Source organism: Streptomyces sp. NPDC052721, assembly GCF_040678315.1.
Classification (GTDB): domain Bacteria; phylum Actinomycetota; class Actinomycetes; order Streptomycetales; family Streptomycetaceae; genus Streptomyces.
Genome location: NZ_JBFATL010000023.1, coordinates 92,185 through 106,346, shown reverse-complemented (window position 1 = coordinate 106,346; position 14,162 = coordinate 92,185). Strand labels below are relative to the sequence as shown.

Sequence of the window (14,162 nt, the reverse complement as noted above, 5' to 3'; positions counted from 1 at the left end):
CGCCTGCTGATCAGAGAGCGCGTTCTGCGACTGTGGGCTCGACGTCCCCCCCCCCGCGGGCCCGCGCGCGGGTGAGCAGTCCGCATCACTACGCTGAGCGCCTTCACACCTCGGGAGGTTCGGTTGGTACCGCGGAACACGCTCGGGCAGGACTTCCGGCGGTTGTGGGGCGCCTACGTGGTCAGCGCGGCGGGCAGCGCCGTCGGCATGGGGGCGTTGCCGCTCATTGCCCTGCTGGTGCTGGATTCCTCGGCGTTCCAGGTCTCTCTGCTCGCTGCGTTGTCCGCGGTGGCCAGCGGGGTGATCGCCCTGCCGCTCGGAGTGCGCATCGAGTACCGGTACAAGCGGCCGGTCATGATCACCGCCGACCTGGTCCGATGCGTGATGCTGGCAAGCATTCCGGTCGCCATGGCTTTCGGCGGGCTCACCTTCACCCAGCTGTGTGCCGTCGGCGTTCTCCAGACGGCGGCGTCTGTCGCGTTCGACGCGGCGAGCGGCGCCCATCTCAAGGCACTCGTCCTGCCCGAGCACCGTCTTCGTGCCAACAGCCTGTTCGAGACCACCAACTGGATCAGCGTCAGCGCCGGACCGCCCGTCGGCGGGCTTCTGATCGGAGTGCTGGGCACGTCAGCCGCGACGGTGGTCGACGCACTGTCCTTCCTCGGGTCGGCCCTGGGCATCCGTCGCATCCGGCAGCCTGAACCCGAGCCACCGGCACGCGCCGCCACCTCTCGCCTGGGCCGCGACATCATCGCCGGCTGGCAGTACCTCCTGCGGCACCCGGGACTGCGCCCGCTGTTCTTCAACGCGCTGCTCTTCGGCGGCTCCGTCATGATGGCATCACCGCTGATGGCCGTCCTCATGCTGGATGACCTGGGCCTGGCACCATGGCAGTACGGACTCGCTCTGGGCCTGCCGTGCCTGGGCGGCGTGCTGGGCTCACGCCTGACTCCGCTGCTCACCCGGCGATTCGGACAGCGTCGCGTTCTGCTGCTGTCCGGTGTCGCACGCACGCTCTGGACGATCCTGCTGCCACTGACGCCCTCCGGTGCCCTCGGCGTCTTCGTCATCGTGGCCGCCGACTTCGGCCTGCTCTTCGCAGCCGGGGTCTTCAACCCGTCGTTCACCACGTATCGCATGGCGACCACACCGGACGCTTTCATGTCCCGCGTCGGCACCTCCTGGTCCGTCGGCTCGAAGACATGCCAGGCCGCCTTCATGATCGCCGGTGGCCTCGTCGCCGCCGCAGCGGGGGTACGCGGCGCCCTGTTCATCGCCGGCCTGCTGTGCATGGCGAGCGCGCTGCTCCTGCCATGGCGCAAGGCACGCACCTCCACAGGGAATGTTCCAGCGCCCACGACGGAAGCGGTTCCGTCCCCGGCCACGGACAGTCCCTCCGCGTAGCGGTTTGGCCGGATCGCAGCGATGCGGCTTCGTCGGGGGTGGGGGAGTGGTGCTCGGGGGCCGCGGTTCGGGGACCTTCTCCCGGCGGGTGTGTCCGGGCCCTTAGCCCAGTGCCGCATCAGGCAGCGTTCAGACGGCTTCGGCCAAGAGTCCGATCCCTCATGTGTCCCGTTCAGGAAAGACGCTGGATCGGGGGCGCATCCCGCCTTACCGTGGCGCCATGAGCGATCACCCGCAAGCGCCTGTCGCGCCCGTCGAGGCCTATGAACCCCCTTACTACGTGGCCGTCTTCACTACGGTGCGAACCCAGGACCAGAGCGGCTACAGCGAGACCAACGCACGCATGGAAGACCTGGTCAAGGACGTCCCCGGGTTCCTGGGGATGGACCACGCGCAGACTCCCGGCGGGCTGGGCATCACTGTCGGGTACTTCCGCGACGCCGACGCCCTCGCGGAGTGGCGGAGCAACGCCGAGCACCGGGCGGCACAAAAGCGTGGGCGAACCGAGTGGTACCAGAGCTACACGCTGCACGTGGCGAAAGTGGAGCGGAGCCACGGGTTCACGCGAGCGCAGGTCCCGCGAGATCGATGACGACGAGGGGCAGCGCCCGCTGCGGATCATCCGCAGGAGGCCCGGTGCGCCAGGTGCGGGAACAGGGTGCTCCACTGGCTCTCGGGGACACTCAGCGGCTGAGTGCGGCACAGTTCCTCGTAGATGTGTTCGCTGTCGAGGTCGAGCAGGAACGTCCATTTCTCGCTGTCGACTTCGGCCACGACCGCCATCTGGGATGTGTTGCCCGGGAGAACCTGCATGTCGGACACGCCCGCGAGGCTGGTCTGGGCGGGGCTGCGCCATCGTCCGTCCGGTTCGGTGTCCCAGATGCGGAACTCCGAGGGCGTGTCCAGTAACTGGCCGTCGAGCGTCATGCCGGTCACGACGTGCCGTCCGTCCGGGGTCACCTTGATGGAGTTCACGGTGTGGTCGAGCCGGAGAGTCTCCTGACGATCGGGGTGATCGACGTCGCTGATGTCCCAGAAGCGAACCGACCCGTCCCGTAGGAGGGTCGCCAGCCGACCGCCGGTGACCGGGTAGTACCCCTGCGAAGTGCCGCGCAGTACGCCCCCCTTTCCGGGCTTGTCCGGATCACTCATGTCCCACAGTCGCAGGGTTTCCCCCTCACCCTCCACGATCAGGGTGTGGGACCCGTGCAGGTAGGCCAATCCCGCTCCGTCGGCGCCGCCGGGGACCGTGGCGCCTTTGCGAGGGTTTCGGGGATCGGCGAGGTTCCACAGGCGGAGGTCCCGGGAAGCCTCCTTGTCCTCCGTCGTGACGAGGGTCCGGTTGCCGAGGAACCACGGCTGGCCGTGGCCCTGATCGGTCCGGGCGTCGATCACGGAACGCCTGACCGGCTTGTGCACGTCGCTCAGGTCCCACACGTCGAGGCGGCGGGTGCCCACCGCGCCGATGGCGAACAGTGTGCCGTCGGGGCTCACGGCCGTCACCACATCGTCGGCCGTGAGCGGGATGTCCGTACCGTGCCGGGGTTGACCGCCCACGCTGTCGAAGCTCCAGAAGCGGAACACATGCTTCCTGGTTCCGCTCTCGAACGAGTGGGCCACCAGTACCGGGGGCTTCTTCCTGTCGGGCAGGAAGTACCGCGCCCGCCACGGCTCGGGCACCGTGAAGGCCGGACGGGGCCGCGTGGCCGCACCGACGTCCCACACGCGGTTGGTGACCGTGTAGTCCTCCCCGTCCTTCTGCTCCTTGCCGAGGAGGTAACGACCGTCGGGGCTGGCCGCCTCGGTGCCGGGGTCGGTGTCGGAGGGCTCACCGGGGAACGCCGGCGCCGGGGGACGCTCCGGCCACATCCGCACCGAACCGCCCATGTCCCCCGCCGCGATGTACGCGCCGTCGGGACTGTAGGCGACGGACTGGACGGGCTCGCCCGCGGGTCGCTCGCTGCGTTCCACCAAGCTGTCGTAGTAGAGCGAGGACTCCGCCCCCACCTTGCGCAGCAGCATCTGCGGATGGAAGTCGTCGTTGTCGGCACCGGCGAGGACCTCGCCGTCCTTCCGGAAGGCGAGCGAGGGAATGCCGGCGTCCGAGCTGATGATGCCCCATTCTCCCAAGAAGGAGGATTGCTTCTGCGGTTCGACCCGGCGCAGCCGTCGTCCGTCCTCGATCCGCCACCAGACGATCCTGCCGCTCGTTCCCGTGGCCACGGCCAGGTCCCTGCGCGGATGCGCGGCGACGGCCATGACGGTGTCGGCCGCGGCGGTGTCGCGCAGCGCCGGGCGGGCCGGATCGTGCACGTCCCACAGTCTGACCGCGGCGTGGCCCGACGTCTCGCTCGCCGGATTGCCGTTGCCGGTCAGCAGATGCCGCCCGTCGCGGGTGAACGCCACTGAGATGAGCTGGAGGTCCTTTCCGACCGACCTCTCGTGGCGCAGCCGGGGCCGGTCGGCCCGGGTCATGTCCCACAGCCGCAGCCGGCCCTCGTCCGAGCCGCTCGCCAGGATCGTGCCGTCGGGGCTGAAGGCGAGGGAGTACGTCGTTCCCCCGGTCGTGCGGCGCTCCGCCTTCTTCCGGGGGTGCCGGGGGTCGGTGGTGTCCCACAGCAGGAGACGGTCCTCTGTCTGGACGGCGAGCAGGCGGCTGCCCGGCTGGAAGGCGAGGACGGCGGTGGTGCCCGGCTCGACGGCGGCACCCTTGCGGGGAACGGTGGGGCGTGTGATGTCCCACAGCTGGACCCGCCCGCCGCGCTGGCTGGTGGCCAGGACGTCACCGTCGGACCGGTAGGCGACGTTGAGCACGGGCTGCTCGACACCGTTCTTCAGGTCGACGGGCACGGTCGAGATGTACGAGGAGTAGAGGGCGGACCTGGTCACGGGGGTCCGCGCGGTGCGGTAGGCGGCCAGGCTCAGCCGCAGCGCCGTCTGCGGGTCCTGCTTCCTCATCTCGTCGGCCTGCCTCGCCACCTGCTCCGCGATCAGCCGGGTCTCCCGCGCCTCGGCGTCGCCCTGGGCCCGGCGTGCGAGCACGGCCAGGGTCGTCGCCAGCAGGGCCAGGGTCAGGACGATGGCGAGTCCTGTCCGGGTCAGCTTCCTGCGGCGGCGCTCGGCGTGCTCGCCGGCCGCGATGAAGTCCCGTTCCACCGGGCGCAGTCCCAGGGTGTGCCCGTCGTCCTCCAGCACGGCCCGCGCACCGGCGAGGTGGCTTCCCGCGTACAGGCCGCTCGCCGGCCGGCCCGCTTCGGCCCAGGCGTCGGCGGCCTGGCCGAGCCTGCGGCGCACCAGCAGGGCGTCGAGGTCGGTGTTGATCCAGTTACGCAGCCGCGGCCAGCCGTGGAGGAGGGAGTCGTGACAGAGCTGGGCCACTCCGTCGTCCACGACGACGAGCCGGGCGTCGGCCAGTCGGCCGAGCAGATCGCCGGCGCCGTCCAGATCCTCCAGGGGTACGCGGCGCCGTACCGCTCTGCCCTCCGTGTCGACCAGATGCACCATCAGCAGCAGGAGTTCGCGCAAACGCCGTCGTCCGTCGGCGTCGAGCGCGTTGTGGATGTCCTCGGCGGTCTGCGCCACGGAGGTGCGGATGCCTCCGGACGCCTGGTAGCCGGCGAAGGTCAGCTCGGTGCCGCGCCGCCGGTGCCAGGTCTCCTGCAGGGCATGGGCGAGGAACGGCAGGGCGATGGCATCACCGGCGCCCACGCGTTCCTGTGCCAGTTCGCGCAGCAGCAGGTCCGGCAGGCCCTCCTCCCAGCGCAGTCCCGCGCTCCGGGCGGGCTCCTCGATGGCGGCGCGCAGCTCGTCGTCGTTCATCACCGGTACGGCGAACTGGCCGGCGCTGACGATCCGGGCGAGCCGGGGGTCGCGCAGGCACTGGCCGAGGTAGTCGGCACGCAGTCCCAGGACCACCCGCGGGCCCGTGCCGTCCCCCGGGCCCGTGAGGGCGCGGGCGAACAGCCGGCGTTCCTCGGTGTCCCGGCAGTGGGTGAAGATCTCCTCCAGCTGGTCGATCACCAGCACGCGCGGGGCCGCGCGGCGGTCGGCCGGTGCGGTGAACCGTCCGGCGCCCAGGTCGCGTTCCACCTCGCCGAACGGCCGGCCGACGGCTCGCGCCCAGGCCGCCGAAAGCGTCCGGAAGGGCAGCGCCCCCGGGGCGGGCACCAGGAGCACCGGCTTGAGGTCCGTGCTGTCGAGCGCGGCACCGAGGCCGGCCCGGAGCAGCGACGACTTGCCCACACCGGAAGGGCCGACGAGAACGACGGGGACTGCGGGGTCGGCCGCGGTGACCCGCTCCAGCAGGCGCCGGGTCAGTTCCTCCCGGCCGTGGAACAGATGGCGCTGCTCCGGCAGGAACGGCCGCATGCCGGGATAGGGGCAGGGCCCGTCGCTCGGCGGCGGAGCCGGGCCCGGGTCCGGGGCGGTGAGCAGGGTGTAGCGCGGGTTGGCGGCCAGGACCAGGTCGCCGAGTCGTCCGACGCTGCCGGCGTGGGGCCGGGCGGGCGAGTCCTCGAAACGGCGGTCGAGGTGGCGGTGGACGTCGGCCAGGGTGAACCAGCGCGGCCCGCCGCTCTCGCCGTCCCGGAGCAGCCGCAGCAGTTCACCGCCGAAGAGGGTGTACCGCTCACCCTCGGGGGCGAAGGAGGCCGCGTAGTGGGTGGCCGAGGCGAGCAGGAAGCTGCCGTGCGGCCGTACGGAGAGGTAGGGGTCCTGGTGTCGTCCGCCGTCGGCGGCCTCGGCGAGTCCCGAGAAGCAGCAGTCGAGGATCACGACCGGGCGCACCGGGGCGTCGGCGAGGCGGTTCTCGATCTCGGCGTAGGGGACGGCGTGAACGGTGTTGTCGTGGGAGGGGGTCGCGGTCGTGGCCAGATACAGCTTCCCTCCCGGGCCCAGGAGCCCGTGGCCGACGAAGCAGAAGACGAGGACTCCGCCCCGCGCCTCGTCGATGGCCTGCTCCAGCGGGCCGAGGATGTCGGCGGCCGATGGCGGATCGGTGACCAGACGCACCTGGCCGACGGCCATGCCGCAGGCCGATGTGAGGGTGTCCGCCAGCGCGCGGGCCGTCCGCTGCGCGCTCGGCAGGTCGGCGAGCAGCGCGCCCTCGACGTGCCGGCCGGTGCCGACCACCAGGGCCCGGCAGTCATCGCCCAGCAGACCGCGGGGGTCTCCCCCGTTCGCTCCCGCCATGGTTCAGGCTCTTTCCCCGCCGTTTCCCGCCCGTTGCGCCGGCCTGTCGGTGTTCCCCTCCTCGGGAGCCGCGCCGTCTCCCGGCGCACCGCGCTCGGTGTCGCCGTCCGGGGTCCGCCCGGACCGGTCGATCGCCGCCGCGACGCGCTGGGCCAGGTCGCCGGTGGCCTGCGCGGTGAGTCCACACACCTTGGTCGAGGAGACCGTGATCTGCGTCTGGTCGGGCAGGGTGATGGTGACGGTCTGGTCGCCGCGCCGGTTCTGCAGCCAGGCCACGACGGCCGCCGCCAGGGCGGCGGTGAGACCGCCGGGTGCCAGCAGCAGGGTCAGTAGTTCCCCGGACGCGCCCATGGTCCCGGGCGGTGGCGCGGTCGCCGACTGCCGGACGAGGCGGCCACGCAGCTCCGGTTGACGCTGCAGCCATCTGTGCAGATCGCTGGTGGCCGCGACTCGCCCCCCATCCGGATCGCTAGAGGAAAGAGTGATCTCCACTTGGCCTCCGTGACGGGAGCGGCTTCTGAGCCAGCCGACCCTATCAGTGCCAACAGATCGTCCATAGAGAGGAGTTCGGCCAAACAGCCTGTCGGGAGCACGGACGACGCAGGGGGCCCTTCCCCCACGCGTTCGGAGCCCCTGCCGGGCGGAATCTTAAAAATCCCTAGACGTCTTAAGGGAGAAACCTTAAGCTTCCTTGTCATGGACGAGCTGCAGAAGGACCTGGCCGAGGTGGAAGCTGCCCTCAAGCAGGCGGAGTTGCAATACGAGCGCCTGGGTGTCCAGATCGAGGGCTTGAAGGCACAGCGCAACGCGTTGGCCAAGAAGGTCGCGCCCCCGTCGACGCTGACGGAACGGATCGCCACCATGACGAAGGCGGACAGCATCGTGGAGGCGCTGCGGGAGTCGTCCGAACCGATGACGTTGAAGCAGATCGCTGAAACCGTGACCGCGGCCGGCAAGGTGCTCAAGCCGGACGGAGCCTCCGTCTATCTCGATGGCCTGCTCAAGGAAGGCCGCGTCGTTCGAGTGGCCCGAGGGGTCTACCGCGCCGCGTGACAGCGGCTGACGCCATGACGTGAGTTGTCGGCGGGTGATCGGGCGGCAGGCGGTCTGAGGAACGCTTCGCCGGCGCTGTGGCGGCGGGTGGGGGAGGGCGTCAGCGTGTCGGTCCGGTGACTGTTCGGGTGCCGAGGACGGCGGCGCGGCGCCGGGTGACACCGCTGCACCACGAGGTCACCGTGCGGCACGGCACCGTCCCGCACGCGCTGACCGAGCAACTCACCACCCGCTTCGCCGACGTGGCCATCGAGGATCTCGACGTCGCCGGGGTGACCCGCACCGCCGGCTCATGCCGCAGCCCCTGATGAAGACCCTTCACCCCGACGTCCTCAACGACTGCTTCTACCAGCCCTCCACCGCCCTCTGCGCACAGCGAGCCCAGCACGCGGGCCGGCCCCTGCCGCTGCTGACCATGTGCCTGACCTGTTCCAACGCCCGCCGCTCCAGCGTCCACCTGCCCCGCCCGGCCACCGCCCGCTCGACGCCCCGGTGGGACTTTCCCGCCTCCGGACCGCCGCGTCTGTGTGATCCACGCGGCGTCCTACAGTTCATGTCCATGACGATCACTTCGGGAAGGTCGGCGCTGTGGCTTGACCAGCGGTTCGTTCTGCTCGCTTCAGCTCGGACCATCTCGGTTCTGGGCAATGGGTTCGCTCGGGTGGCCCTGGCCTTCTCCGTGCTGGCACTTCCCGGCGCCAGCCCCGGGAAGCTGTCGTCGGTCCTCGCCTGCCAGTCGCTGCCCCAACTGGTGTTCGTCCTGCTCGGAGGCGTGATCGCTGACCGGATGTCACGGTCTCGTCTCATGGTCGTCGCCGACGGCGTCGGAGCGCTTGCCTACACGGGACTGGCGGCGATCACCCTGACCGGGCACGCACCCTTGGCTCTGATGTGCGCACTGGCGGTGATGGCGGGGCTGGCGACCGCTCTTTTCGCACCGGCGATGGACGGCGTCGTGCCGCTCGTGGTCCCCGCGGACCGGTTGCAGCAGGCCAACGGTCTCCTGCGAATGAGCACGAACACCTGCCTCTTTCTCGGGCTAGCGCTGTCGGGCGTGGTCGTCGCGTGGGTCGGTGCGGGTTGGGCCTTGGCCCTGAACGCCGTCTCGTTCGTGGTCAGTGCAGTGCTGACGGGCCGGCTGAGGCTGCCCGCAAGGCCGGTCAAGACGTCGTCCGTGTGGACGGACCTGCGGGAGGGCTGGCAGGAGTTCACCTCACGGCAGTGGCTGTGGGTGGTGGTCGCCCAGTGCACGGCCGTAGTCGCCGTCTTCAGCGCGACCCTCGGAGTTCTCGGGCCGTTGCAAGCCCAGCAGCATCTGGGTGGGGCCAGGTCTTGGTCGATCATCGTGGCCGCCCAGGCTCTGGGAGCCATCGCCGGCGCCGGACTGGCCGTGCGGGTCCGGGTCGGCCGACCCGTCCTGGTCGCGGTCATCGCCACGTTCCCGGCAGCTCTGCCCATGGTCTTCCTGAGTGTCTCGGCACCGGTCTGGCTGACCGCCGCCGCCACCTTCTGCGCAGGCGTGGCCAGCGACGTCTTCAACGTGCTGTGGGCCAGCACTTTGCAGCGCGAGATCCCAGAACAGGTACTTTCCCGCGTCAGTTCCTACGACGTGTTCGGCTCCCTGGCCTTCGCCCCGCTCGGCCTCCTCGCCGCCGGCCCTGTTGCTCAAGGTGTCGGCTCGGGCACGGCTCTGGCCGGCTGCGCGGCTGTCGTCGTACTCGCCACTCTTGCCGCCCTGGCGTCTCCACAAGTCCGGGCACTTCGGCGCTCCGCGTCCCCGCTCCAGGCATCTGCCGCCAGGAGCGACCAGGCTGACGAAGAAGTCGCCCCCTGATCCCTGCCGCCTGAGACACCGCGCGCCTGGGACACCTCGGCCGCCTACGTCCTGCCCTCGGTCAGCTGAGGGAACGCGCCGTACCGAGGAACAGGACACCTCTCCACCAGGTCAGCCGGGGATGGTGGGTGCCGGGAGATGCCCGCCACGTTCTGCCGTATCACTCGGCCACGGCGCGGCGCGGCACGCATCTGCCCGTACGGCTCACCGTGTGACGGCCGGCCCGCGAGGCGGGCCGGCCACGGTCAGGCCACCGGATCGAGGAAGGTCAGCACCGAGGCGTCCTCCTCGATCAGCGGGGCGAGGGCGGTGTTGAACGGCCCCCCGTACGGGGCCTTCAGGTGTGCCTGGAAGGCGTCCTCGTCCCGGTACACCTCGAAGATCCAGTAGGCGCGCGGGTTCGACGCCTTGGTGTAGACGTCGAAGGCGAGGTTGCCGTCTTCCTCGCGCACCTTCTCGGCGTAGTCCAGGATCAGGCGGGCGACCTCGTCCTCCGCGCCCTCGCGTGCGGTGAACTCGGCGAGCAGGGTCTTGTTCACGGTGTGGTGTCCTCCGTTGCAGGGGCGTGAGGTGAGGTCAGTCGCGGTAGGAGTCGAGGTGCCAGACGCGGGCCCGGTCCAGCTTCACCGAGCCGTTCTCGGCGAAGACCTGCACTCCCTGGCTGTCGGGGTCGGGGAAGATCTGGTCGGTGATCACCGCTTCGCCGCTGCCGCCGAAGACCTCGACGGACGACCAGTCGACGAGGATCCGCAGTTTCACCTTGCCGTTCTCGGCCCGCAGCGGTGCTCGCTGGACGCCGGGGAAGGTGCTGTCGAAGTCCACGGCGCCGGAGCGGGTTCGGTCGACGTACAGCTCCTGTGTCGTGGTGTCGTAGCCGATGACGGTCTCCTCGCCTCCGGCGCCGGTGCGCACCTTCAGGCCGAAGCGTTCGGCGTCCTTGAGGGCGAAGGTGGCCTCGATGTCGAGTGCCTTGCCCTGGGCCGCGGGGCCGGTCAGGGGCTTTGTGGTGCTCTTGACGGTGACGCCGGCCGCCGTCACCAGGCGCTTCTGCCGTAGGGACTCCAGGCTGCTCACCGGCTCGCTGGTCAGCCGGAGTCGGCCGTTGACGGTGCGCAGGGCCATCTCCCGGGGGGCGCTCTGTGCGCCGCGCCAGGGTGAGGTGGGGATGGCGCCGCCGTAGTCCCAGTTGTTCATCCAGCCGATCATGTACCGCTTGCCGCCCGGCGCGTCTTCCCAGGACACCGCCGCGTAGTAGTCCTTGCCGTAGTCCGCCCAGTCGGCGCGCTGCACGACGGACTCGGCGGGCTCGTCGGCCGAGGTGAACCGGTCGGCCAGGATGTGGCCCCAGCCGGCGGTGTTCATGTCGACGATCTGGATGCGTGCCTTCTTGCCGGCGTAGGGACGCAGGTCGAAGGAGGCCCAGTCCAGGGTCTCGCTGTTGGAGCCGGTGGCGCTGCGGACGACCTCGCCGTCGACCATCAGGTTGACGGACGTCTCCTGGGAGACGGGCTGGGCCTCGGTGTCGGACAGCATGATGTGGTCGACGTTGATGTGGCCCCAGCCGCCGGTGTGGTCATCCACGATCCTGATCCGCGCCTCCTTGCCGGCGAGGTCGCTGACGTCCCACGAAGCCCAGTTGAGCGCCTCGGCGTCCTTTCCGGTGGCACTGCGCACGACCTGGCCGTCCACGAGGAGTTCGACGGCGGTTGGGTCGGCGGAGCCCGCCGGGTGGTGGCCGCCGCCGATGAGGAAGTTGATGTGCTTCTTGTCGACGGTGAATGCAGGCGAGGTGAGGGTGCCGGTCGCCGAGTCCCCGTCCAGGTAGGTGTTGACCAGGCCGCTGCCCAGGAATCCGGAGACCTCCTGCTGGTTGGGGAGGGTGCCGGTGGCCGGTGCCGGGCCGAAGGCGTCTCCGGTCTTCGTCCAGTCGCCGTAGCTGCCGCCTTCGAAGTCGGCGAGGAGCGTCCCCGCGGGTGGAGGCCCCTGCTCCATGACGGTTCCGGACACGTGCGGGTGCCGTCCGCCGCCGACCTTGAAGTTCAGGTAGGGGCTGTCGACGGTGAATTCGGGTGAGGTGAGGGTGCCGGTGGTGCCGTCACCTCCGTGGAAGCTGTTGGCGAGGCCCTTGCCGTCGAAGCCGTCGACCGTTCCCTGCCCGTCCAGCGCCCCGGCTGCCGGTGCCTGGCCGAACGCGGTGCCGGTGGTCGTCCACGCACCGAAGTCGCCGCTCTCGAAGTCCTGCACCACCGTGCCGGTGGGCGGCGTGTAGGTGCCCTTGTCCTCGGCGGTGAACTTCTCACCGTCGAAGTCGCCGACGAAGTACTGGGCGGCCGAACCTCCCGCGATGCCCCCGGGGTTGATGTTGACGACCAGGACCCACTTGATGTTGTTCTCGTCGCCGTCGACCGCGAGGGGGAACAGGTCGGGGCACTCCCACACGCCGCCCGTCGCACCGGCCGGGCCGAACTCGCTGAGCGGACGCCAGTCCTTGAGGTTCTTCGACGAGTAGAACCGCACCTTGTGCTCGGTGGACAGCGACACCGTCATCAGCCAGCTCTTGGTGGGTGCGTACCACTGGACCTTGGGGTCGCGGAATTCCTTGGAGCCGATGTCGATGACGGGATTGCCCTGGTACTTGGTCCAGGTGCGGCCGCGGTCGGTGCTGTAGGCGAGCGACTGGGCCTGCTTGCCGCCGTTCTTGTAGGCGCTGGTGTAGATCGCCACCATGGGCGGGTTCTCCTTGGTGCCGAAGCCCGTGGTGTTGTCCCGGTCGACGACGGCACTGCCGGAGAACACCATCTCCTCGTCGTCGTGCGACAGGGCGAGCGGCAGCTCCTTCCAGTGCACGAGGTCCTTGCTCACCGCGTGCCCCCAGGACATGTCACCCCAGGAGTTGCCGTTCGGGTTGTACTGGTAGAAGAGGTGGTACTCGCCCTTGTAGTACACGAGGCCGTTGGGGTCGTTCATCCAGTTCGTCCCCGGGGTGAAGTGGAACTGGGGGCGATAGGTCTCGGAGTACGGCGGGGTGTCGGCAGCGACGGCCTGCGGGGCGAGCGGGGCTGCGGACAGGGCGCAGACGGTCGCCACCGCCGCGATCAGCCGCGTGCGGGCATGAGGGGATACACGTCCAGGGCTCATGGTGTCTCCTGTGCTGCGGCCGTCCACGCCGCGGGGCCTGCTGCCCGGCACGGACGGACGGAAAGTGACGCCTTGCCGGCGCCGTCGTCCGCGGCGCCTCGGCAAGGAGGTGTCATCGTTGACTTGTGTCATCGATGACATCAAGTGGGCCCGATGATGGGGGTAATCCGGCTATCGCGTCAACGGTGCGGTCCTGATTCCCCGGCGCGGCCGGGCTGCCCGTCTAGGCCCTGTCGTCGAACTCCCGTCTGCCGCGCGACGCCATGCACGCACTCTCGCCGCACCGGGCCCCGACCCAAGTACATCCAGTACGAGGGCCCGGGCCCGGCACGCCGAGAGCACGCACCTGACGCCGCGCGGCCCGCCCTCCGGGCGGACGACGGGAGTTTGACGACAGGACCTAGCCGCGCCCGACTGGCGCGGGCCGTGCCAACTCGCTCTGCCACGGCGGGTTGGGACCGGCGACCGAGCAGGTCACGGCCGCAACGTGAGCGGCGAACCGGCAGGCTTCGGCGACATCGTCGAGGCGGAGTTCCGTCAGCCGGCCGCCGAGGAGGCCGCGGGCCCCGAGGTGGTGCAGCAGCCCGGCCGTGAAGGAGTCCCCTGCCCCCACCGTGTCGACGACCCGTGTCGCCACCGCGGGCACCTGCAGCCGTTCGCCGTCGAGTGAAGCCAGGGCGCCGTCGGCACCGCGCGTGATCACGACCAGCCGCGCCCCGGCCGCGTGCCAGATGTCGCACGCCTGCTCGGGCGGCGTGCCCGGCAGCAGGAGGTGCAGGTCGTCCTCGCTCAGCCGGAGCACATCGGCCAGATCGCACCAGTGCGCCAGCCGGGCCCGGTAGACCTCGGGATCCACCAGCAGTGGCCGGACGTTGGGGTCGATGCTGACGGTCGTCCGAGGGGCTGCCGCCGCCAGGAAATCCTCCACCACCGCTGCTCCGGGTTCCCGGACCAGGGCCAGGGATCCCGTGTGCACGCAGGTGGTCCCGGTCAGGTCCACCCCCGCCAGCTCCTCGGCTGTCCACTGCCAGTCGGCCGTGTTCTGCGCGTGGAAGGAGAAGGCGGCCTGCCCGTCGGCGTCCAGCTCCGCCACGGCCAGTGTGCTGGGCTCCGCGGCCTCGACAGCGCTCGACAGGTCCACCCCGGATGCCTCCAGGTGGGCACGGAACAGGCGGCCGAACACGTCGCCTGACAGCCGTGCGAGGAAGCGGGCCGGGGTGCCGAGGCGGGCCAGGGCGACGGCCGTGTTCGCAGGTCCGCCGCCGGGCAGGACGCGCAGGGCGAGTTCGCTGGAGGTGCTCGCGGGCTCGGTGAACGCGTCCGCGACGCACTCCCCCAGGACGGTGATCTGGCTCGGGCTCATGGGCTGCTCTTCTCTGCGAACGCACGGGCGGCAGCGGGCACGGATCGGGCATCCGCCGCGGCCGTTACGGACTTGTGTCGGGTGCGAGGCATTGACGTTGCCGGGAGGCGGAGTCCATCATCCTCGGCAAGCAGTGTCAACGATGACATAAGTCAACGATGACACCACGGGACGGCATGC

Annotated in this window: 10 protein-coding genes; 5 read left to right on the top strand and 5 right to left on the bottom strand. The window is 70.3% G+C overall.

Annotated elements, in window-relative coordinates:
- Positions 1-123: 123 nt before the first annotated feature.
- Together AB0L21_RS22360 and AB0L21_RS22355 are read left to right on the top strand one after the other, a co-directional pair.
- Complete coding sequence (locus AB0L21_RS22360) at positions 124-1,404, top strand: MFS transporter (RefSeq protein ID WP_365785913.1); 1,281 nt, start codon at positions 124-126, stop codon at positions 1,402-1,404.
- Positions 1,405-1,624: 220 nt separating this feature from the next.
- Complete coding sequence (locus AB0L21_RS22355) at positions 1,625-1,996, top strand: antibiotic biosynthesis monooxygenase (RefSeq protein WP_365710955.1); 372 nt, start codon at positions 1,625-1,627, stop codon at positions 1,994-1,996.
- A 26-nt stretch (positions 1,997-2,022) separates the two neighbouring features.
- Here the strand turns inward: AB0L21_RS22355 and AB0L21_RS22350 are convergent, their stop codons facing one another.
- Complete coding sequence (locus AB0L21_RS22350; protein WP_365785911.1) at positions 2,023-6,594, bottom strand: caspase family protein; 4,572 nt, start codon at positions 6,592-6,594, stop codon at positions 2,023-2,025.
- A gap of 3 nt (positions 6,595-6,597) precedes the next feature.
- Positions 6,598-7,086, bottom strand: a complete 489-nt coding sequence (locus AB0L21_RS22345; RefSeq protein ID WP_365785909.1) for a hypothetical protein — start codon at positions 7,084-7,086, stop codon at positions 6,598-6,600.
- A 204-nt stretch (positions 7,087-7,290) separates the two neighbouring features.
- Here AB0L21_RS22345 and AB0L21_RS22340 point away from each other — a divergent pair, with 204 nt between their 5' ends.
- The 3 genes from AB0L21_RS22340 (at position 7,291) to AB0L21_RS22330 (ending at position 9,481) form a co-directional block, all read left to right on the top strand.
- Positions 7,291-7,647 carry a hypothetical protein gene (locus tag AB0L21_RS22340; RefSeq protein ID WP_365710949.1) on the top strand — a complete coding sequence of 119 codons (357 nt, stop codon included), beginning with the start codon at positions 7,291-7,293 and terminating at the stop codon, positions 7,645-7,647.
- A 116-nt stretch (positions 7,648-7,763) separates the two neighbouring features.
- Positions 7,764-7,955, top strand: a complete 192-nt coding sequence (locus AB0L21_RS22335) for a hypothetical protein (protein ID WP_365785907.1) — start codon at positions 7,764-7,766, stop codon at positions 7,953-7,955.
- A 251-nt stretch (positions 7,956-8,206) separates the two neighbouring features.
- Positions 8,207-9,481 carry an MFS transporter gene (locus tag AB0L21_RS22330; RefSeq protein WP_365785905.1) on the top strand — a complete coding sequence of 425 codons (1,275 nt, stop codon included), beginning with the start codon at positions 8,207-8,209 and terminating at the stop codon, positions 9,479-9,481.
- A 245-nt stretch (positions 9,482-9,726) separates the two neighbouring features.
- On the opposite strand, the gene AB0L21_RS22325 is transcribed toward AB0L21_RS22330, so the two are convergent.
- From AB0L21_RS22325 to AB0L21_RS22315, 3 genes are all read right to left on the bottom strand, one after another.
- A complete protein-coding gene (locus AB0L21_RS22325; protein WP_365710943.1) occupies positions 9,727-10,020 on the bottom strand; it encodes an antibiotic biosynthesis monooxygenase family protein in 294 nt (97 codons plus the stop codon).
- Positions 10,021-10,057: 37 nt separating this feature from the next.
- On the bottom strand, positions 10,058-12,619 hold the full coding sequence (locus AB0L21_RS22320; RefSeq protein ID WP_365785903.1) for a GH32 C-terminal domain-containing protein: 2,562 nt from the start codon (positions 12,617-12,619) through the stop codon (positions 10,058-10,060).
- A 400-nt stretch (positions 12,620-13,019) separates the two neighbouring features.
- Entirely contained in the window at positions 13,020-13,982 is a 963-nt protein-coding gene (locus AB0L21_RS22315) for a carbohydrate kinase (protein ID WP_365708116.1), read from the bottom strand.
- Between the last annotated feature and the right edge of the window lie 180 nt (positions 13,983-14,162).

Coding starts and splice junctions, on each gene's coding strand:
- AB0L21_RS22355 (WP_365710955.1), top strand. CDS start 1,625: ATGAGCGATCACCCGCAAGCGCCTGTCGCGCCCGTCGAGGCCTATGAA.
- AB0L21_RS22350 (WP_365785911.1), bottom strand. CDS start 6,594: ATGGCGGGAGCGAACGGGGGAGACCCCCGCGGTCTGCTGGGCGATGAC.
- AB0L21_RS22340 (WP_365710949.1), top strand. CDS start 7,291: ATGGACGAGCTGCAGAAGGACCTGGCCGAGGTGGAAGCTGCCCTCAAG.
- AB0L21_RS22330 (WP_365785905.1), top strand. CDS start 8,207: ATGACGATCACTTCGGGAAGGTCGGCGCTGTGGCTTGACCAGCGGTTC.
- AB0L21_RS22320 (WP_365785903.1), bottom strand. CDS start 12,619: ATGAGCCCTGGACGTGTATCCCCTCATGCCCGCACGCGGCTGATCGCG.
- AB0L21_RS22315 (WP_365708116.1), bottom strand. CDS start 13,982: ATGAGCCCGAGCCAGATCACCGTCCTGGGGGAGTGCGTCGCGGACGCG.